The 19,513-nt window shown below is 62.6% G+C and carries 23 protein-coding genes; 9 read left to right on the forward strand and 14 right to left on the reverse strand.

What is annotated here, in order from left to right; all coding sequences use genetic code 11:
- Window positions 1-64 precede the first annotated feature (64 nt).
- The gene (locus PSEEN_RS10435; protein ID WP_011533463.1) at window positions 65-1,111 is read right to left on the reverse strand and encodes a sensor domain-containing diguanylate cyclase; all 1,047 of its coding nucleotides are present in this window, start codon (window positions 1,109-1,111) and stop codon (window positions 65-67) included.
- A gap of 426 nt (window positions 1,112-1,537) precedes the next feature.
- Here PSEEN_RS10435 and PSEEN_RS10440 point away from each other — a divergent pair, with 426 nt between their 5' ends.
- Together PSEEN_RS10440 and PSEEN_RS10445 are read left to right on the forward strand one after the other, a co-directional pair.
- Window positions 1,538-2,398, forward strand: coding sequence for an RNA ligase family protein (locus PSEEN_RS10440; RefSeq protein WP_011533464.1), 861 nt, complete (start codon window positions 1,538-1,540; stop codon window positions 2,396-2,398).
- A 14-nt stretch (window positions 2,399-2,412) separates the two neighbouring features.
- The gene (locus PSEEN_RS10445) at window positions 2,413-3,558 is read left to right on the forward strand and encodes an AAA family ATPase (protein ID WP_011533465.1); all 1,146 of its coding nucleotides are present in this window, start codon (window positions 2,413-2,415) and stop codon (window positions 3,556-3,558) included.
- 70 nt (window positions 3,559-3,628) lie between these two features.
- On the opposite strand, the gene PSEEN_RS10450 is transcribed toward PSEEN_RS10445, so the two are convergent.
- Window positions 3,629-4,057: an anti-virulence regulator CigR family protein gene (locus tag PSEEN_RS10450; protein ID WP_011533466.1), complete on the reverse strand. Its 429-nt coding sequence runs from the start codon at window positions 4,055-4,057 to the stop codon at window positions 3,629-3,631.
- 120 nt (window positions 4,058-4,177) lie between these two features.
- On the opposite strand from PSEEN_RS10450, the gene fos reads away from it, so the two are divergent.
- Window positions 4,178-4,588 (forward strand): fosfomycin resistance glutathione transferase, encoded by a 411-nt coding sequence (gene fos, locus PSEEN_RS10455; protein WP_011533467.1) that lies wholly within the window; start codon window positions 4,178-4,180, stop codon window positions 4,586-4,588.
- 11 nt (window positions 4,589-4,599) lie between these two features.
- Here the strand turns inward: fos and PSEEN_RS10460 are convergent, their stop codons facing one another.
- Window positions 4,600-4,785 (reverse strand): hypothetical protein, encoded by a 186-nt coding sequence (locus tag PSEEN_RS10460; RefSeq protein ID WP_011533468.1) that lies wholly within the window; start codon window positions 4,783-4,785, stop codon window positions 4,600-4,602.
- Window positions 4,786-5,140: 355 nt separating this feature from the next.
- Here PSEEN_RS10460 and PSEEN_RS10465 point away from each other — a divergent pair, with 355 nt between their 5' ends.
- Window positions 5,141-5,632, forward strand: coding sequence for a GNAT family N-acetyltransferase (locus PSEEN_RS10465; protein ID WP_011533469.1), 492 nt, complete (start codon window positions 5,141-5,143; stop codon window positions 5,630-5,632).
- 58 nt (window positions 5,633-5,690) lie between these two features.
- On the forward strand, window positions 5,691-6,032 hold the full coding sequence (locus tag PSEEN_RS10470) for an SH3 domain-containing protein (protein ID WP_231845301.1): 342 nt from the start codon (window positions 5,691-5,693) through the stop codon (window positions 6,030-6,032).
- Window positions 6,033-6,034: 2 nt separating this feature from the next.
- On the opposite strand, the gene PSEEN_RS10475 is transcribed toward PSEEN_RS10470, so the two are convergent.
- A complete protein-coding gene (locus PSEEN_RS10475; RefSeq protein ID WP_011533471.1) occupies window positions 6,035-6,595 on the reverse strand; it encodes a cysteine hydrolase family protein in 561 nt (186 codons plus the stop codon).
- A gap of 515 nt (window positions 6,596-7,110) precedes the next feature.
- On the opposite strand from PSEEN_RS10475, the gene PSEEN_RS10480 reads away from it, so the two are divergent.
- Window positions 7,111-7,305, forward strand: coding sequence for a hypothetical protein (locus tag PSEEN_RS10480; RefSeq protein ID WP_044487985.1), 195 nt, complete (start codon window positions 7,111-7,113; stop codon window positions 7,303-7,305).
- Between the two features lie 117 nt (window positions 7,306-7,422).
- Here the strand turns inward: PSEEN_RS10480 and PSEEN_RS10485 are convergent, their stop codons facing one another.
- On the reverse strand, window positions 7,423-8,340 hold the full coding sequence (locus PSEEN_RS10485; RefSeq protein WP_011533474.1) for a LysR family transcriptional regulator: 918 nt from the start codon (window positions 8,338-8,340) through the stop codon (window positions 7,423-7,425).
- Between the two features lie 99 nt (window positions 8,341-8,439).
- On the opposite strand from PSEEN_RS10485, the gene PSEEN_RS10490 reads away from it, so the two are divergent.
- Window positions 8,440-9,201 (forward strand): sulfite exporter TauE/SafE family protein, encoded by a 762-nt coding sequence (locus tag PSEEN_RS10490; protein ID WP_011533475.1) that lies wholly within the window; start codon window positions 8,440-8,442, stop codon window positions 9,199-9,201.
- A 1-nt stretch (window position 9,202) separates the two neighbouring features.
- Here the strand turns inward: PSEEN_RS10490 and PSEEN_RS10495 are convergent, their stop codons facing one another.
- From PSEEN_RS10495 to PSEEN_RS10510, 4 genes are all read right to left on the reverse strand, one after another.
- Complete coding sequence (locus tag PSEEN_RS10495) at window positions 9,203-10,627, reverse strand: GGDEF domain-containing protein (RefSeq protein ID WP_044487987.1); 1,425 nt, start codon at window positions 10,625-10,627, stop codon at window positions 9,203-9,205.
- 115 nt (window positions 10,628-10,742) lie between these two features.
- Window positions 10,743-12,572: an SLC13 family permease gene (locus tag PSEEN_RS10500; protein WP_011533477.1), complete on the reverse strand. Its 1,830-nt coding sequence runs from the start codon at window positions 12,570-12,572 to the stop codon at window positions 10,743-10,745.
- A 329-nt stretch (window positions 12,573-12,901) separates the two neighbouring features.
- Window positions 12,902-13,282, reverse strand: coding sequence for a glycine zipper domain-containing protein (locus PSEEN_RS10505; protein WP_011533478.1), 381 nt, complete (start codon window positions 13,280-13,282; stop codon window positions 12,902-12,904).
- Window positions 13,283-13,354: 72 nt separating this feature from the next.
- On the reverse strand, window positions 13,355-13,534 hold the full coding sequence (locus PSEEN_RS10510; RefSeq protein WP_044487989.1) for a hypothetical protein: 180 nt from the start codon (window positions 13,532-13,534) through the stop codon (window positions 13,355-13,357).
- A 172-nt stretch (window positions 13,535-13,706) separates the two neighbouring features.
- Between PSEEN_RS10510 and PSEEN_RS10515 the strand changes: the two genes are divergently transcribed.
- Window positions 13,707-14,057 carry a hypothetical protein gene (locus tag PSEEN_RS10515; RefSeq protein WP_011533480.1) on the forward strand — a complete coding sequence of 117 codons (351 nt, stop codon included), beginning with the start codon at window positions 13,707-13,709 and terminating at the stop codon, window positions 14,055-14,057.
- Window positions 14,058-14,195: 138 nt separating this feature from the next.
- Here the strand turns inward: PSEEN_RS10515 and PSEEN_RS10520 are convergent, their stop codons facing one another.
- Window positions 14,196-15,269, reverse strand: a complete 1,074-nt coding sequence (locus PSEEN_RS10520) for a helix-turn-helix domain-containing protein (RefSeq protein WP_011533481.1) — start codon at window positions 15,267-15,269, stop codon at window positions 14,196-14,198.
- Window positions 15,270-15,404: 135 nt separating this feature from the next.
- On the opposite strand from PSEEN_RS10520, the gene PSEEN_RS10525 reads away from it, so the two are divergent.
- Entirely contained in the window at window positions 15,405-16,226 is an 822-nt protein-coding gene (locus PSEEN_RS10525; protein ID WP_011533482.1) for a class I SAM-dependent methyltransferase, read from the forward strand.
- A gap of 3 nt (window positions 16,227-16,229) precedes the next feature.
- Here PSEEN_RS10525 and PSEEN_RS10530 read toward each other — a convergent pair whose 3' ends face one another.
- From PSEEN_RS10530 to PSEEN_RS10545, 4 genes are all read right to left on the reverse strand, one after another.
- Window positions 16,230-16,997 (reverse strand): SDR family oxidoreductase, encoded by a 768-nt coding sequence (locus PSEEN_RS10530; protein WP_011533483.1) that lies wholly within the window; start codon window positions 16,995-16,997, stop codon window positions 16,230-16,232.
- A 27-nt stretch (window positions 16,998-17,024) separates the two neighbouring features.
- A complete protein-coding gene (locus PSEEN_RS10535; protein WP_011533484.1) occupies window positions 17,025-18,092 on the reverse strand; it encodes a phosphotransferase family protein in 1,068 nt (355 codons plus the stop codon).
- Window positions 18,093-18,290: 198 nt separating this feature from the next.
- Window positions 18,291-18,608, reverse strand: a complete 318-nt coding sequence (locus PSEEN_RS10540; protein ID WP_011533485.1) for an SCP2 sterol-binding domain-containing protein — start codon at window positions 18,606-18,608, stop codon at window positions 18,291-18,293.
- Between the two features lie 54 nt (window positions 18,609-18,662).
- Window positions 18,663-19,376, reverse strand: a complete 714-nt coding sequence (locus PSEEN_RS10545; protein WP_011533486.1) for a histidine phosphatase family protein — start codon at window positions 19,374-19,376, stop codon at window positions 18,663-18,665.
- Window positions 19,377-19,513 lie beyond the last annotated feature (137 nt).

Raw genomic sequence — 19,513 nt, forward strand, 5'->3', positions numbered from 1 at the left:
TCAATGGGGCGCGCTGACGCCAATTCGACATCAGCGCGGTTGGTCAGTTGATTGATCCAACAATTCAATGGTCCACAGCTGGCGGAGGCATATAGACAACTCGATCACGCCCCCCCTGTTTGGCGGCGTAGAGCCCGCTGTCGGCGCGCCGCAGTGCGTCATCGATCTCTTCGCTATCGCTGAGTAGCGTACATCCAATACTGACGCTCACCCTCAACGGACCGCTGGAAAGCTGCACCGGTCCGCCGCCGATAAGTAGCCGCACGCGTTCCGCGATCAGCATCAGTTCTTCACGGTCATTTACCCGCAGCAGGGCGACGAATTCCTCACCGCCCTGGCGCACCAGCAAGTCATCGGGACGAAGCGCAGCGCGCAGGCGACGCGCACACTCGCAGAGCACCAGGTCGCCCTCGGCGTGACCATGTTTGTCGTTGACAGACTTGAAATGGTCAAGGTCCGCATAAACAGTACCCAGCTTGAGGCCTTGCTCCTCTGCCAAGCGCCGTTCACGATCCTGGAAGGCCGCCAGCGCGCCGCGATTCCATAGCTGTGTCAGTGGATCAAGTAACGCCTTGCGTTGTTCACGGTCCATTTCCAACCGAAGGTCGCGGTTGGCTTGTATCAAACTGCGCAGTTGTAGATAACCCTCTGCGAGTGTCGCCAGATCCCTGAAGTTGGATTGTTGGGCCTCGCTTAGAAGGCGCGGGCTAGGGCCGAACATGCATAGGGTTCCGATAGCTTTGCCGTTTCCAGCACGCAAGGGGTGCCCGGCATAGAAGCGGATATAAGGTGCGCCCAGTACCAGCGGATTATCGGCGAATCGCGGATCGTACTCGGCGTCCGGCACCAGCAAGGTGTCGTCACTCAGAATGGCGTAGCCACAGAAGGATATATCGCGTGGGGTCTCGCTCACGTCCAGCCCTATCCTGGCTTTGAACCACTGTCGATCTTGATCGATCAGGCTGATAAGCACAGTGTCCACGTGTGCAACTTCCTGGGTGAGCCGCACCAGGGTATCGAGGTAGTGCTCAGCCGGCGTATCCAGCACATTCATCTCATCGAGGGTACGCTGGCGAAGCGTTTCGTCAGTCGGTATGGGGCAGGCCGGCATGTCTTTTCTCCAGTCCATGGGTAGGTAGCGTCTGCGAAAGGCAAGCTTTGACGCCGAGACATGAAGTACTTTAGACAGATCAGAGCATTAGATCGAAGTCAGTTTGGGGAAATGAACGCCTGGTTTAACAACTCCACGGCACCCGTCCCGTCCTGGCTAATCCACTTCGCGTAATGGATGTTGCGCCCTGGCACATGGCCAATGGGGCTTGACCCAACCCTGCCATTTGCTGTTGAATGCGCGCCCTAAAGCCCCCGCAACCTTTTCCCCAAGTGGTGAAGCCAGTGCCCTACGCCAGCCAACACGCCTGATACCGACGACGGTCCATCGTGCCTGATGGCTGCCCGCACCTGTGCGCGGCGGCGCTTCATCGCTGTGCCTGCCTGATCCTGTCGTCGGTTTTTCCCTTTTTGAATGGAGAAACCCATGAACATGGATTTTCGTGCCGACGCGCACACCCTCGAACTGCTCAAGTACCCGCGCACGCCCCACCTGGAAGGCTCACGCCTGCAGGACGGCGATACCGACGCCGGCCAGGTCCGCTATGCCTCGTTGGCTGGCCAGTGGCTGGTGGTCGAAGAAAAACTCGACGGCGCCAATGCCGGCATCAGCTTCACCGAAGGCGGTGAGCTGCGTCTGCAGTCGCGCGGTCATTACCTCACCGGCGGTGGCCGCGAACGCCAGTTCAACCTGTTCAAGCAATGGGCCGTGGCCCACGAACGCTGGCTGCTGGAGCGCCTGGAGGACCGCTTCGTGCTGTATGGCGAGTGGCTGCACAAGAAGCACTCGGTGTTCTACGACCACCTGCCGCACTACTTTTGCGAGTTCGACATCTGGGACCGTGCCACCGGGCTGTTCCTGTCCACCGAGGCGCGCCGACGCTTGCTCGAGGGCGGGCCGGTGCTGTCGGTGCCGGTGTTGTACGAGGGCCCGGCGCCGCGCCGTTATGCGGAGCTGATGGCGCTGGTTGGTGATTCGCTGGCCAAGACCGCGCGGTGGCGAGAGGTGTTCGAGCAGGTAGTGAGCCGCGAAGGCCTCGACCTGGCCCGCGCCTGGCGCCAGTGCGACCGCTCCAGCTGCATGGAGGGGCTGTACCTGAAGCTCGAGGACGAGCGGCAGACCCTCGGTCGGCTCAAGTGGGTGCGCCAGGACTTCGTCCAGGCCATCCTCGATGCCGACCAGCATCATGCCAATCAACCCTTCATCCCCAATCAACTGGCCGACGGCGTCGACCTGTACGCACCTTGCCTGTCCATGGACTGGCAGGGCCCGCGCCGCGGCTACTGAAGGAGCATCCCGAAATGGATATTCGACAACTGCAACAACTAGTGCCCGAGCCCGGGCACGACATGGACGCCATGGCCTGCCTGGCGGCAATTCCGGCCTTGGCGCGCCTGGCCGACACACCGCAGGACCCGACCTATCACGCCGAGGGCGATGTGTGGACCCACACCCGCCTGGTGGTCGAGGCGCTGCTGGCACAGCCCGCCTATCAGCAGGCCACCGCCGAGCAGCGCCTGGTGCTGTTCTTTGCGGCGCTGTTGCATGACATCGCCAAACCCGACACCACGGTGATCGACCCGCAAACCGGGCGCATCGGCCAGCCCGGCCACTCGCGCCGGGGCGCGGTGGATGCGCGGCTGCTGCTATGGCGCGCGGGCGTGCCGTTCGACCTGCGCGAGCAGATCTGCCGCATCATCGCGGTACACCAGTTGCCGTTCTTTGCCTTACAGGGTGATCGCAGCGGCCGCAGCGCGGAGTTCCTGCTGCACAAGCTGTCGTGGGAACTGCCAGTGTGGATGCTCTGCGCGGTGGCCGAAGCCGACATGCAGGGCCGCCACTATGCCGGCAAGGCCGATGTGCTGGACGCCATCGAACTGTGGAAAGAGCTGGCGGCCGAGGAGGGCTGCCTGCACGGGCCGCGAGCATTCGCCGATGACTACACGCGCATCCAGTACCTGCGTGGTGCCCGGGTGCATCCCGATTACTCGCTGCACGAGCCGGAGGGCTCGCAGGTGGTGATGCTCTCGGGCCTGCCGGCCAGCGGCAAGGATACCTGGACCGCGCGGCATCATCCGGATCTGCCGGTGGTGTCGTTCGACGACGCGCGTCAGGCTTTGGGGTTGCGCCATGGGCAGAACGAGGGGGCCGCCGCGCATTACGCCATCGACCGGGCCAAGGCCTTGCTGCGTGAGCAGCGGCCGTTCGTGTGGAACTCGACGCACCTGTCGGCGCAGATGCGCAGCCGTACCCTGGACTTGCTCTACGGTTACGGCGCGCAGGTGGAGATCGTCTACCTGGAGCGCCCTGAAGCGGAGATCATGCGGCGCAACCAGCGGCGTGACACGTCGCTGCGCAACGACGATATCCGCCGCATGCTGTTCAAATGGGAAGTGCCATTGCCGACCGAGGCGCACCGGGTCATGTATCAGGCCGTGACGGCTTGAGTGGGCCCGCATCACGAAAGCCCTGGCACACCGGGCTTTCGCGATTCAATGTGCCTGTGGCCAAGCGGCTTCAGTCCAGCACATTGTGCAGGACCTCATAGATCACGCCCGTGGCAATCGTCACCAACAGCAGGTCTGTCCCGGCCTGTCGCCACTCATAGCCGTCGTAATGCGGAAGCCTTCCCAGCAACCGGCCATCCAGCTTTTTGGCGATACCCGGCGGCAGCGGCTTACCCCGTTCAAGGTTCTTCTGTACGCCAGGCGGTAACGCCGAGCCGCGGCTCCAGTACTCGCGGTTGTCATCGAGTACGACCCGCACCCCACCCAGGTCCACGGATGGGCCGCCATGCCAGTCGCTACCGTTCTGTGAGTGGCCCTGACCGCCATGCGGGTTGCCCTTGTCATGGCCCTTTCCCTTGCCTGGGTCCGCCAGCAAGGTAGGGCTCGCGCAAGCAAGGGCAAGGCTCAATGCGGCAGTGAATACCGATTTAAGTTTCATTAGTGGCTACCTCTGGACGGCTTCCTTTGAGCAAAGAGCGTAGTCAGTCTCTTGCGCCGTGCAGACATTTCACTGCTTGTGGCCTACAGTCCAGCGGACAATTTCTCCAGGGTCTCTTCCATGCTGACGGGCTTCAATCACCTCACCCTCGCCGTAAGCCAATTGCCTCGAAGCATCGCGTTCTATCAGCAAACCCTGGGCTTCAGGTTGCACGCGAGCTGGAAGGCAGGGGCCTATCTCAGCCTGGGTGAGCTTTGGCTCTGCCTGTCATTGGACGAAGTGCGTGCGGTGCACTTGCAGCGCAACTACACGCACTACGCATTCTCCATCGAGCAGGGGCATTTCAGTGCTTTTGCGCAACGTTTGCGTGAACGGGATGTTCCGCTGTGGAAGCAGGACAGGAGCGAAGGTGATTCGCTCTACTTCCTCGACCCCGACGGCCATCAACTGGAAGCGCATGTCGGCGGCCTGGCGTCGCGATTGGCGGCGTGCCGTGCCAGCCCCTACAGCGAGATGGTGTTTTACGACTGACCCGTGTCGGATCACTGCAAGGTGGTCGGCTTGAAGGCTTGCGAAGTCTCGAGCAATCCCTGCTCCAGCCTGGCAATGATGCGCGCCAGTTCGTCCGCGCGCTTCAGGTCCCCAGTTGCTTTCAGTTGTGCGTGGTCCTTGCGCATGTTCAGCAAGCATTTTTGTAGCCCCAGTGCGGAAGTGTCGTAGTTTTCCATTGTGTTCTCACTTGGCGTGGCATCCCTGCCGTTGTAGGAATGTGGCGACGGTATCAGCTCAATTCAGCATTCAATACTGATTATTCATACACGGGAGAGGGGTTGGAGTGAAACGTCCTACTTCACAAAAAGATCGCTCCTACAGAGTGTTCGTCGGGAATGTTTCCACATGCTTCCAGCCGATTAGCTGCAGGCCCTGAACCTTGCGGCCTTGCGCCGAAAAGGGGATGCATGCATGGGCGTTTCGGGTTGATGGGGCTTGCAGGACCCTGCTGAAAAGATATGTTGCAAATCAGCACGGCAGGACAACTTCCGTTAGCATGTTGCGCTCTGTTTCCAGCCATCCGGACACCCCATGAGTTCCCTGAACTTCCGCCAGGCCACGCCACACGATGTGGACCGTTGTTTCCAGATCGAAACCACCGCCTACGAGGGCGATGAAGCCGCCACTCGGGAGAAGATCGCCACGCGCATCGCCCAGTATCCGCAAGGCTTCCTGATTCTGGAGCTGGACGGCCAGGTGATCGGCTTCATCAACAGTGGTTGCGCCCACGAAGTCGTGATGTCCGATGAAGCCTTCAAGGAGCTGGTCGGGCATGACCCTCAGGCCCTCAACGTGGTGATCATGTCGGTGGTGCTGGACCCGGCGCACCAGGGGCAGGGCCATGCCGGGCGCCTGATGGCGCGCTTCGTCGAGCAGATGCGCGAGCATGGCAAGGCGACCATCCACCTGATGTGCAAGGACCGGCATGTCGGCCTCTACGAGAAGCTGGGCTATCGCTATGTCCGCCCGTCGGCCTCCGACCACGGTGGCATGGCCTGGCACGAGATGGTCATGGTGCTCTGAGGCAGGTCTGTTAGCATCGACGCTTTTCGCAGCCAGGGAGAGGCTTGTGAAGTACGTCGTGATAGCACCCCACCGCAGTGAATACCCGGCACCCATCACCTTCGCCAGGGATACCCTGCTGGAAATAGGCCAGCGCTACGAGGGCAACGAGCATTGGGAGGACTGGTACCTGTGCAGTTGTGCGGGGCAGACCCCGGGCTGGGTGCCGGCCCAGGTCATCGAACGGCTCGGTGTCGGACGGGGCAGGGCACTGGAAGCCTACAGCGCCCATGAGCTGGACATCGACCCTGGCCAGATGGTCGAGGGGTTGCGGCCTTTGAACGGCTGGCTGTGGTGCCGCAGCCTGCGCAATGGCGAACTGGGTTGGTTGCCATTGGCGAAGTTGCGGTTGATGGCCTGAGCTCAGTCAGTGGCCAGCACGGTGGCCGTGTCGAGGATACGGGCATAGTCCATGGCCAGGTTGCTCAGTGACAGGGCATGCACCTCTTCGGCAGGCCAGTGGCGGCCCTGCAGGTCCTGCTGGTCGAAGGTGTAGCAGGCATCGCCTACCACCACGGTGGCGAACCCCAGGTTACCGGCCGAACGCGCAGTCGACTCCACCGAGTTGTTGGTGATCACCCCGACGATCACCAGCTCGGTGATGCCGCGTACCTGTAGCCAACGCTCAAGGCCACTCTGGCAGAACGCATCGGGCACCTGCTTGGTGAAGATGGCTTCGCTGGCCAATGGCGTGAATGCGGCCTGGAACTCGCAGCCAGGCTGTCCGGGCCAGAACACCGAATCGGGGTCGCGCGAAGCGTGCCGCACATGCACCACAGGGCGGCCGCGCAGGCGCCAGGCCACCAGCAATTCGTGCATGCGAAGCTCCGCCTCGGGGTTGTTGCGTCGGCCCAGGCGGGGGTGGTGGATGCCGGCTTGCATGTCGATGATCAGCAGGGTGGCGTTACTGGTGAGGGCGGTCATGCCTGGGGTGCTCGTCGGTGAATTTCACGGACCGTAGCACAGCTCGCTCCAGCAGCGGATCAGTGGCTCATCTGATCCGCTTTTTTTCCTCGAACCTGCCTCTGTAACCGTATCAGTCAGGCGCTGACAATAGCCACCAGGCCCAGCCTTGCGAACCGGCGTGCTGGGCAGGTTGGCCGACTTTGGCCAGCCCCGTCGTCTAGTCATCACACTGTAGAGGTTCCAATGGGCAAGCTCGCTCTGTTCCTGGGTGGTTTTCTGCTGCTGACCATCATGATTGGCCTGCTGGGAACCATCCCGCCAAGCTGACACGCACATTTTCCTTGTTTCAGCCCGCCTCGCCGCAAGGCGGGCTCAATCCTTCCCCCAGGCTGCCAAGCCGTCTTTTTGCAGTTGTCTGGACAAGCGGTAGCTGCAAGTCATTCTCAAGTGCAGGACGCTCGTGTAATCTCGCGCCCCCATCTATCAGGTCCGGGCACACGGGCCAATCACCTGCCTTGGAGTCGAAGCTCACTATGGAATGCAAGAAAGGCACTGCAGCGATGCTGGAGTGGCGCGGTCGTTTTCTTGGAGAAGGTATCCTGCACGAAGAAGATTACGACCAGGCACTGCGCCGTGCCGAGGCGTTGGAGCGTTCCGGGGTGATCAGCCCAAGCGAGTGGATTGAACTGGTCAAGTTGGCCAATGCGGCCTTGTTGCGATTGCGATAAACCCTACGGCCCCTGCTGAAACTGTCCACAAAAATCGTGGGTAGGTCTGTGGATAAAACGCTACAGGCCAGTATTTGCAGGGGGTCTGTTAGATTGAGCAGAATTTGAACAGCGATTTCACGCCGGTGTCTGCGGCCGAGGGTGAGCCTCACGCAAGGCCTGCAGCAGTTCGCGAACCCGTGCAGGCATATTGCCTGCGGGGTACACCGCATGCATCTGCGGGTCATGACCACTGCTTGAGGTCAGGTGGTATTGCGGGCAGATCTTCACCAGGCGACCTGCCTGCACGTGTGGCTCGGCCAGCCAGTCGGCCAGCCGCGCGATACCAGCACCCGCCAACGTACTTTGCAATACGGCGACGCCCGAACCCAGCCGCAATCGTGGCTGTGGGCGCAGGCTGGTGATCTGCCCCTCGCGGCAGAAGTGCCAGGCCTTGAGGATGCGCGGGGCGGTGTGCAGGATCAGGGCGTGCCGCTCCAGCTCATCCAGTGTTGTGGGGGTACCTGCGCTCGCCAGATAGCGTGGGCTGGCATAGAGGTAGCGACGATAAGCCCACAGCGGGTAGCCGATCAGTTCGCTGGACTGCGGAAAAGCCCCGCGGATGACGAAGTCGAACTTGCCCTGCAACGGGTCGAGTGCCTGGTCGCCGAACTGCACGTCGAGGGTCACTTTCGGATGGCGCTGGGAGAATTCGGCCAGTACCGAGGGCAGGACATGCTGGGCCAACACCTCGGGTGCGGCCAGGCGGATCCAGCCCTGGGCCGAGCCGGTCAGTGCCGCGAGCTCGTCGGCGGCATCCCGTTGCACATCCAGCAAGCGCTCGGCGTGGGGCAGCAACCGCTCACCGGCCTCGGTCAGGCTGACGGCACTGGCGCTGCGGTTGAACAGCTTGGCGCCGGTATTGTCCTCGAGCGTCTGTACCGCGCGGGTCACGGCGCTGGGCGAGCGTCCCAGCGAGCGGGCGGCGCTGATGAAGCTGCGCTTGTGCGCAACGCTGACGAAGGCTTGTATCTCTCGCAACATGTCCAGGGCCATGGGCTTTACTCATTGCAGTTTTTGCAATGTGGCATTTCAACACAAGCGCGATGCTTTGATTAGTCTGGCAGCCTGTTTTCCCCTGCCTGGACGTTCAACATGATGGATATTGCCCTGCTTTCACTGTTCGCCTTCGCCGCCGGCCTGATCGATGCCGCCGTGGGAGGTGGCGGGCTGATCCAGATCCCGGCGCTGTTCAACGTGTTGCCGAACGCACAACCTGCCGCGTTGCTGGGTAGCAACAAGCTGGCCTCGGTGTGCGGCACCAGCTTTGCCGCGCGCTCGTTCCTTCGCAAGGTGAAGCTGGACTGGGGGCTGATCGTGCCCGCGGCGTTGAGCGCCTTCGTCATGTCGTTCTTCGGCGCGGCCACGGTATCGCTGGTGCCAGCCAGCGTGATGCGGCCGATGGTGTTGGTGCTGATCGTGCTGATGGCGGTCTACACCTTCTGCAAGAAGGATTTCGGCACCTTGCACAAGCCCACCGTGATTGGCCGCAAGGAGCAATGCCTGGCGGTGCTGATCGGTGGCGCCATCGGCTTCTACGACGGGCTGTTCGGTCCGGGCACCGGCAGCTTCCTGATCTTCCTGTTCATCCGCTTCTTCGCCCTGGACTTCCTGCATGCCTCGGCGTCGGCGAAGTTGGTCAATATCGCCACCAACCTGGCCGCGCTGGTGTTCTTCATCCCTTCGGGCAATGTGCTGTGGGCCATCGCTCTGCCCATGGCGGTGTTCAACATTCTCGGCGCACTGACGGGAACCTGGCTGGCAGTGCGCAAGGGGGCGGGCTTCGTGCGGGGGTTGTTCCTGATCCTGCTCTGCGTGCTGATAGCCAAGCTGAGCTGGGACCTGCTGGCCAGTTGAATCAGACCAGTTGGCGTTGCGTCTCGGCCTGTTCGATGCGATTGCGTCCATGTGCTTTTGCCCGGTACAGGGCCAGGTCGGCCTGGGCCAGCAGTTCGTCGAGGCTGGACGATGGATACTCGGTGGAGCAACCTGCAAGGCCGATGCTGACAGTGATCTGCAAGCGTTGATCAGCTTGGCTGATGTGCAGGTCCTGTACCGTGCGGCGCAGGCGTTCGGCGCTGAATCTGGCCTGCTCGGGTGCCAGCCCGGGCATGACGATGGCGAACTCTTCACCTCCCAGGCGGGCGAACAGTTCGCCTTCGTGCAATTGATCCTGCAAGGTCAGGGAGAATTGACGCAGCACCTGGTCGCCGAGTGCATGGCCATGGCGGTCGTTGATGCTCTTGAAGTGGTCGATGTCGAGCATCATCAAGGTCAGCGGCATGGGTTGCGCATCTCGCTGGCGGCTCTCCAGCAAGGTGTTGGCACGCTGGGTGAACGCGCTGCGGGTGAGGGCGCCGGTCAGGTGATCGATGGATGCCTGATGCGCCAACCGGGCCACCAGGTTGCGGTTGGCGCTGCTCACACAGGCCAGTACCAGCGGGCCCAGCACGAGCATGGCGATGCCTAGCCGGGCCGACATCAACGCGGTGACCCCAGCCTCGCTCTGCGGCACGCTGAAATGCATGAGGTTCTGCGCCACGGCGACGATCAGCGTGCTACCGGCGGTCAGCGCCAGCAGCGAAACCAGGAAGGGTGTGTAGCTCAACGCACACCACAGCAGTGCGGCGATAGGGAAGGCGATGGCGCCGGGGCCGCCGAAGGCGATGCTCAGGGCAAGGGAGGCCAGCAGCACCAGCAACGGCGCGATAGGGATTGACTGGCTACCGCTGCGTGTCAGGGCGCGCGGCGAGGGCGCAGTGAGCAGCACCGGCAATACCAGCACGCTGGTGGAGAACTGTTCGCTGAACCAGGCCAGCCAGGTGGCGCGTAAGGATTGCTCGAACCACGGTGTGGCCATCACACAGGCCAGGCTGGCGGCCACTGCGGCACCGGCGGCGCAAGCGCCGAACAGGCAAAGTGTGCCGTGTGGCGTTCGCAAGCGACGGTGCTGGCGCGGCAGGCGTGCTACCAGGTACCAGATGGTGGCGATGGCGCCCAGGTTGCACAGATTGAACCACAGGGCCGGTTGCCAGGCGGTACCGCAGGCCAGGTCGGCGATGACCATGGCCAGGTAGACCAGGCTGAAACCTGCCGGCGTGGCCTGGCGTGGGTTGCGCAGCAACACCCCGGCGAGCACCGCATTGACCGGCCAGAACAGTGAAAGGGACTCGATCGGCCGGGCCAGGATGCCGCCCAGGGTCAGTGCCAGGGTCAGGCCGAACAGGATCAGGGCAGGCAGCAGGCGCGAAGTGACTGGAGACACCATAGGCTCGACCGGCAAGCGAGGACGGAATCCAGGAAAGCGGCTGTAGGCACCTGGGATGATGTCGTGTCAGTGTCTTTCAAGTCGCCAATTGATGTCAATTCACGGAAAACCGTCGGGATATTGCCAGGGATTACAGGTCGAACACCCAAGGCACCATGAGTACGGTCACCAGCATGACCAGCAGTGTGAAGGGCACGCCAACCTTGACGAAGTCGGCGAAGCGATATTGGCCTGGGCCGAGTACCAGTGTGTTGACCGGTGACGAGACCGGCGTCATGAACGCCGCTGACGCGGCCAGGGCCACGGTCATGGCGAAGGGGTAGGGCGACATGCCCAGTTGCTGGGCAGTACTGATCGCCACCGGGGCCATCAACACAGCGGTGGCGGTATTGGAGATGAACAGGCCGATCAGTGCGGTGAGGGCGAACAGGCAGCCAAGGATCACGCCGGGGCCGGCGCCACCGAGCAGGCTGACCAGCGCCCCGACCGCCAGGTCGATGCCGCCGGTCTTCTGCAGAGCCAAGGCGAAGGGCAACATGCCGACGATCAGCACCAGGCTCTGCCAGTGGATGGCACGGTAGGCGCTGTTCATGTCGATGCAGCGGCCGGCACCCATCAGCAGGCAGCCGATCAGCGCGGCGATGACATTGGGCACCAGGCCGCTGACCATAAGCCCGACCATCACCGCCAGGCTGATCAACGCGTAGGGCGCGCGGGCGCGTGCTGGCGCCACCTGGTCGATCTCGGCGGGCAGGCTGAGCACCAGGAAGTCGCGTGGCTTGCCTTGCAGTTGGCGCACCGCTTTCCAGGGGCCGACCACCAGCAGGGTGTCGCCCAGGCGCAGCTTTTCTTCCACCAGTTGCCCTTCGATGGCCACCTGGTCGCGGCGCAGGCCGACCACGTTGAGGTCGTAGCGGGTGCGGAAGGCCAGTTCGAGAAGGGTCTTGCCGATCAGTTGCGAACCGGGCGGCAGCGAGATCTCGGCCATGCCCACTTCCTGGGACTGATCGATGAAGTAGGCGGCCTTGAAATGCAGCGGCTCGAGCAACATGCCCTGGCACAGGCTGCGCAGGTCGTCGCGGTTGGCGAACAGGTCGAGCAGCAGGATGTCGCCTTGCTGCAGCAGCGTGCCGGAGTCTGCGGGGATCACCCGGGTGGTGAACTTGTGCTGGCGCTCGATCCCCACCACGTTGGCGCCGTGGCGAGTGCGCAGCTCCAGTTCGCCCAGCGTGTGGCCGATCAGCGGCGAGTGCGGACGGATGCGCAAGCGCCGCTCGCGGCCGTTGAGCTTGTAGTCCAGGACCAGGTCGAGCAGGGTGCGGCGGGTTTCCACCCGGCCATCCTTGCGTACTTCGCCATTGAGCCAGTGACGGGTCAGTAGCATGTAGCCGATGCCCAGCACCAGCACCACCAGACCGAAAGGGGTGAAGCTGAAGAAGTTGAAGCCGTGTTCGCCGTGGCGCACCAGTTCACTGTGCACCACCACGTTCGGGGGCGTGGCCACGAGGCTGAGCATGCCGCTGATCAGGCCGGCGAAACTCAGGGGCATCATCAGGCGGCTGGGCGAGAGCTGCAGGCGCGCGGCAATGCTCAGCACCACCGGGATGAAAATGGCGACCACGCCGGTCGAACTCATCACCGAGCCAAGACCGGCCACCGCGATCATCAACAGCACCAACAGGCGGGCTTCGCTATTGCCTGCGCGCTCGCTCATCCACTCGCCGATGCGATAGGCGATGCCGGTGCGTACCAGGCCTTCGCCGATCACGAACAATGCGGCGATCAGCACCACGTTGGGGTCGCTGAAACCGGCCAGGGCCTGTTCCACGCTGAGGATGCCGGACAGCGGGAGCGCGAGTATCACCAGCAGGGCGACCACATCCATGCGCGGCCGGTTGATGATGAACAGGAAGACGACGACGGCGAGCAGGCCGAGGACCCAGAGCAGCTCATGGTTCATGGGGGGAGGGGGTTCCTTCACACAGGGCACGAAAGGCAATGGCACCAGTGTGGCAGCTTGGCGTGAAGGTGGTGTTGACGTGCTGCAGTATTTTGCCGGGGGCTCCTGTAGGAGCCGGCTTGCCGGCGAACACCGGCGAAGCCGGTGCCATCCTGTTGTCCAGATACAGTCTTTGTAGGAGCGGCTTTAGCCGCGATCACCCGCAAAGCGGGTGCCAGAGACCGCGATGCCTGTATCGCGGCTGAAGCCGCTCCTACAGGACCGCGCCACGCTCCACTGTGGCGCTTTGGGGCCACGGTTCCAGACCGTTGCCCCCGCCGAGGCCTGAATCAGTGACGGTGCTTGTGCTTGCGGTTGTTGTCGCCCATGTGGTTGCCGATGGCACCACCGGCCGCGCCACCCAGGCCTGCGCCGATGGTCGAACCATTGGAACCACCCAGCTTACCGCCGATCAGCGATCCACCAGCGGAGCCCAGGCCGCCGCCAATGGCCGCTTCGGTACGATTGCCTTTGCGTGCAGCCACCGCGCTGCCGGCGGCGCCGCCCAGGCCTGCGCCGATTGCGGCGCCGGTGCTGCCACCGATCTGTTTGCCGACGACATTGCCCAGCGCGCCACCCAGGCCGCCACCAATAGCCGCGGTGCCGTCACCGGCGAAAGCACCTTGGCACAGCAGCAGGCCGAGGGCGAGGGAAGGCAGAGTCAGACGCATGTTATGAACCTCAAGGGGAGTCATCAGGGTTGTTGCCGCACGGTCAGCGGCGAGTCAGGGATGAAAAGCGCTTCAGCGGTAGTAGCGGTCACGGTATTGTCGGTCATCATCATCGTCATCGCGGTCATGCCGATGGTGATGCCGGTGGTCACGGTCACGCCAGCCATCATCATCGTGGTAGTGATGGCTGTAACAGCCCCCCAGTAGCAGGAAGGCGGCAATCAGCGAGGCACTTGCGAGGCGCGGAATCATGAAGTAGGTCCTTGATCCGAATAGGTTTACCGGATATCCGATCAGACCGGGACTCATTCATTTGGTTCTTTGTCGCGCAAAATTTTGTTGCCCTGTATTCAGGCGTTGAGGACTCACTCAACCGGCCCGCGCAGTGCTAGAGTCGCCTTCTTTTTTGTCCCGAGGATGGAACATGCGAGCGATTCTGCCGATCACCGTGACGCTGCTGCTGGCGGGCTGTGCGTCATCGACCATGGAAGCCGCGCGCAATGGCGCGCCAACCGCACGCCTGGACTCGCACAAGACCCCGGACGTGGTTGCCCAATGCATCCAGTTCAGTTGGCAGGAGGAGTCGTCGTTCGGTGTCGATGCCAGCGGCTACCTGGAGGCGCGCAAGCAGGGTGGGTTCACTGTGTATACCCGCGAAGCGGAATCGTTCGTCGATGTCTATGCCCAGGCGGGCGGGACGCGGGTGGACTACTACGCCCGGCAGGATGATGGCATGGCCTTGCGCCGTCGGGCCGCTGCCGCGACCTGCCTGTAGGCAATTGTTGCCCGGCCCCTTGTAGGAGCGGCTTCAGCCGCGATGAAAGCACCGCGATGTCAGGCACCCGCGTCGCGGGTGATCGCGGCTGAAGCCGCTCCTACAGGGGCCAGGCCAAGGCTATGGGCCGCAGGGTCCTCAACCTAGCCGAGCCTCGAGCCCGGCAATGTGCGCCTGCAGCCGTTCATGTTCCTCACGTTCGGCGCTGATGTCCTCGAACACGCTGATCAGGTGTTCCGGCTGACCATCGGCCTGGCGCTGCAATGAGGTCCGCGCACGCACCCAGAGATAGTGGCCATCCTTGTGCTGCACGCGCTTCTCCAATTCATAGCGGTCGATCTCTCCTGCGAGCATGCGCCCCAGCAGTTGCAGGTTGTCCGGCAGGTCTTGCGGGTGGGTCAGTTGCTGGAAGGTCATGCCATACAACTCCTGTTCGCTGTACCCCAGCAACTCGCAGAAGCTGCCATTGACGCGCTGCCAGCCGCCATCCAGGTCGATGTAGGCGAGTGCGCCCCAGGCCAGCTCGAAGATCGTGCGAAAACGCTCCTCGCTCTGGCGCAGGTCCTCTTCGGCGACCTTGCGTTCGGTGTTGTCCATGCTGATACCGACCATCTTCACCGGGCGCCCGACGCTATCTCGCAAGACCGTGGCACGCGAAGCGATCCAGCGCTGGCCGCCATCGGGGCGGGTGATGCGAAAATCGCATTCGCAGCCGGTGCCATCGGCCACGGCCTGGGCGTACATGCCCTGCATATGGCGGGCGTCATCGGCGTGGATATGCTCCCAGAAATCTTCGTTGCGCCGTAGCGGCCAGCCATAGACGGCCTCGACGTTGGGCGAGTAAGTCACTTCGTCGCTGATCAGGTTCCACTCCCAGGTGACGATGCGTGCGCCTTCCTGGGCCAGCTTCATGCGTGTTTCGCTTTCCATGATCTCGGCGGTGTAGCGACGCCGCACATCGGTCATGGGCAATTCGACCACTTCGGCCTGTTGCACGCTCTGCAGTGCTTCTTCGCCATAGCGCAGCCAGATCCAGTTGACCTTGAGGAAGTCCGCCAGCTTGCGCAGGTTCTCGTAGTCGATCTCGCCGCCGCGGGTCCATTTGTGCACTGCTGTGCGCGAAATGCCCAGCGCGGTCCCGACCGCCTGCAGGGTCAGCTTGTGGTGCTCGAGCAGTTCCTTGAGGCGAAAGGCGAAGCTGTTTTCCGTCATGGGTGCTGGATCCTTGGGGGCGTGCCGAAGGCGGCAGTATACCCGAGCTGTAAACTTGAGGTTGACGGAGAGAGTTGCCTGGCGGGGTAGGCACGATTAACGTAGCGCATCGTTATCAATCCAAGGAGGGACTGCATGAGCCGTTCACTTGAACTCAATCGCGCCAGTTGGGACGAGCGGGCGCCTTTGCACGCTGCGTCGAAAGACTACGAAGTCGAGTGCTTCGTCAGCAACCCAGGGCACCTCTCCGAGGTGGTGCGTTTCGACCTGCCGCGGCTTGGCGACATCCGAGGCCTGCACGCGGTGCATCTGCAATGCCACATCGGTACTGATACCTTGTCGCTGGCACGCCTGGGTGCCCAGGTCAGTGGTCTGGATTTTTCAGCGGCTTCATTGCACCAGGCGCGGCAACTGGCCGAGCGCGCCGGCGCACGCATCGACTACGTGCAGGCGGATGTCTACCAGGCTGCCGAAGTGTTGGAGGCGGGCAGTTTCGACCTGGTCTACACCGGTATCGGCGCCCTGTGCTGGCTGCCCAGCATCGAGCGCTGGGCACGCACTGTCGCGGCATTGTTGAAACCAGGCGGGCGGCTGTTCCTGCGTGATGGGCATCCGATGCTGATGGCCGTCAACGAAGACCATCCGGACCGCCTGCAGCTGGATTACCCGTACTTCGAGCGGGAGGCGCCGACGATCTGGCACAACGACCAGACCTATGTCGACACCGACCAGGCCCTGACCCAAACCGAAACCCATGAGTGGAATCACGGGCTGGGCGAGGTTATCACCGCACTGTTGGCCAATGGCCTGCGGATAGCCGGCCTGGAGGAACACCAGAGTATTCCTTGGGAGGCCTTGCCCGGGCAGATGGAGCTTGGAGCCGACGGCGAATGGCGCCTGCGCGAAGCCCCTTGGCGCCTGCCGCTGAGTTACACGCTGCAGGCGCTCAAGGCCTGAACGTCAAGACAGGAAACCACCGTCGACATTGAGCGCGGTACCGGTGGTATAGCTGGAGGCGTCGCTGGCCAGGTACAGCACCGCGCCAGCCATCTCGCTCGGGTCGGCCACGCGCTTGAGCGGGATCTGTTGCAGGGCGGCATTGCGGATGCTGTCGTTCTTGACCAGCGCCGAGGCGAACTTGGTGTCGGTCAGGCCCGGCAACAGGGCGTTGCAGCGGATGCCGAACTGCGCGCATTCCTTGGCGAAGACCTTGGTCATGTTGATCACCGCGGCCTTGGTCACCGAGTAGATGCCCTGGAACAATCCTGGCGAGACACCATTGATCGACGCCACGTTGATGATGCTGCCACCACCGTGCTCGCGCATCAGCTTGCCCGCTTCGACCGACATGAAGAAGTAGCCACGGATATTCACGTCGACCGTCTTCTGGAACGCACCCAGGTCAGTGTCCAGTACATTGCAGAATTGCGGGTTGGTGGCCGCGTTGTTGACCAGGATGTCCAGGCGCCCGAACTGCTCGCGAATGCCGGCGAACACCTGCTGGATCTGCTCCATCTCGCCGATGTGGCAGGCCACCGCCGTGGCCTTGCCGCCTGCGGCGATGATCGCCTCGGCAACCTGCTGGCAGCCGTCGAGCTTGCGGCTCGAGACGATCACATGGGCACCCTGCTGGGCCAGCAGGTGGGCGATGGCCTCGCCGATGCCACGGCTGGCGCCGGAGACGAAGGCGATCTTGCCGTCTAGGTCGAACAGGTGAGTCTTGGACATGCCGGGATTCCTTGTTGTCTGCCGGTGTTACAGGCTGGATTTGTCGATCAGCTGCAGGCTCATGTGCTCCAGCAACCGGTTCATGTGGATGAACTGGGCGAAGCGCTTGTCCTGGGTCTGGCCGTGGAAGAAGCGGTAGTAGATCTGCTGGACGATGCCGGCCAGGCGGAACAGGCCATAGCAGTAATAGAAGTCGAAGTTGTCGATGCGGATGCCGGCGCGCTCGGCGTAGTAATCGACGAACTGCTGGCGGGTGAGCATGCCGGGTGCGTTACTGGGCTGACGGCGCATCAGTTGCACAGGGGCCGGGTCGCTTGCTTCGATCCAGTAAGCAAGGCTGTTGCCCAGGTCCATCAGCGGGTCGCCAATGGTGGCCATTTCCCAGTCCAGCACACCGATGATGCGCATGGGGTTGTCGCTGTCGAGGATGACATTGTCGAAGCGGTAGTCGTTGTGCACGATGCCGGGGCGAGGGTGGTCGGCGGGCATTTTCTCACGCAGCCAGGCGATCACCTTCTCCCAGCGTGGCGCATCAGGGGTCAGCGCCTTTTCGTAGCGGCTGGCCCAGCCCTCGATCTGGCGTTGCACATAGCCTTCCGGCTTGCCCAGGTCGGCCAGGCCGCAGGCGGTATAGTCCACCTGGTGCAGTTCGACCAGGCGATCGATGAAGCTCCTGCACAGGGCTTCGGTGCGGGTGGCATCGAGGTCGAGTTCAGCGGGAATGTCCGAGCGCAGGATGATGCCCTTGACCCGCTCCATCACATAGAACTCGCCACCGATCAGCGCTTCGTCGGTGCAGTGTGCATAGGCTTTCGGGCAGTAGGGGAAACCTTCGTTGAGCTGGTTGAGGATGCGAAACTCACGGCCCATGTCGTGGGCCGACTTGGCCTTATGGCCGAACGGCGGGCGACGCAGGACGAACTCCTTGCCTGGGTAGGCCACCAGGTAGGTGAGGTTGGAGGCGCCGCCTGGGAACTGGCTGATCGTCGGTGTGCCTTCCAGGCCTGGAATGTGATCCTTGAGGTACGGATCGATGACGGCGGCATCGAGTTCTTCGCCGGGGCGGACCTGGGTGGACTGGTCGGTGAGCGTCATGCGATTTCCTTATGATCAGTAGCAAGGACTATTGGCTAATCTAATTTCCCGATGCAGTTGGTACAAGCGTGCCAGGCTGTTATAGGCCAGGGTGTTGCCGGGCGATCAATGGCCTTGATGGCCCGATCATTTCTTGTGCAAAAAAAAAACCGAAGCACGTTGGCTTCGGTCTTTTCTTTCTACGATACGCCCTGGCAATCAGGCCGGGAACAGCTCGCTGAGCTTCATCGACAGCATCATGTCGCCTTCGACGCGCAGCTTGCCGCCCATGAAGGCCTGCATGCCGTCGGTGTCACCGCTGACGATGCCCTTCAGCGTCTCGCTGTCCAGCACCAGGGTGCAGTTGGCGTCGGCGTTTTCACCTTCCTGGATCTCGCAGGTGCCATCCTTGACGAGCAGCGCGTAGTGCTTGTCTTCGTCGGTGATGTTGAAGCCGAACACCAGGTTCAGGCCGGCGGCCGCTGCAGGGTTGAATTTTGCCTTCATCGCCTCGACGGCTTTAGCTACATCGCTCATGGTGTATTCCTTGTTAAGTGATATTCGCGTCCGCAGGGACACAACAGACCGGGCTCATCGATAGGTGATGAGCTCCGGTGCCCGCAACAGCTGCACGTGGGCTTGGCTGTTGAAGGAAGCCAGTGCCACGTCGCGGCCCCGGAATTTCAGGTGGCTGAGCGACGTGTTGATGATCTGCCAGTTCAGGTTGAAGGCCTGCGCCGGCGTGACTCCGGTAACCAGGTGGAGCAGGGCGGCAATGGTGCCGCCCGAAGTGAACAGGGCAATGTTGTCGCCACTGGCGGCGCTGGCGAGCAGGCGCCGAAGGCCGTCGCCGACCCGGTCGATGAATGCCTGCCAGGTTTCAAGATTGTCGTCGTGGCTGTGCTCGCCGTCATGCCAGCGCTGCACCATCAGGGCGAACAGGCGCTGGAACTCGCTGCGGTGCTGTGCGCCATTGCGCAGGACGTGCAGTGCTTCGGGTTCGTCGGGCAGCAGGCCTGGCAGCAGGGCACGGATGACGCCATCGGCGTCGAACTCGTTGAAAGCCGCATCGGTTTCTATGACGGGTACCGGGCTGCCGCTTTGCTGCAGCGCCTGTAGCGCCAGCCGGGCAGTGTCCTGCTGGCGACGCAAGGTGCCGGCGACGCATCGATCCAGGCGCAGCCCCAGTTGTGAGAGGTGCTCACCCAGGGCTTGGCTCTGGCGCTCACCCACGGGCGAGAGGACGTCGTAGTCGTCGGCACCGAAGGAGGCTTGGCCATGTCGGATCAGGTAGAGGTTGCCCACGAGGTAGTCCGGCCCGGTTGGAGGTTGCTGCGAGGTTAGGATGCCCCAGGCAGGCTGTCAACGAAAAAACATACAAGCGTTTGAAAAGGTCGTTTGAACTGTGTTGCCAGCGTTTTCCCCGGCTGGCAGCCGCCCAT

It is taken from the genome of Pseudomonas entomophila L48, from assembly GCF_000026105.1.
GTDB classification, from domain to species: domain Bacteria; phylum Pseudomonadota; class Gammaproteobacteria; order Pseudomonadales; family Pseudomonadaceae; genus Aquipseudomonas; species Aquipseudomonas entomophila.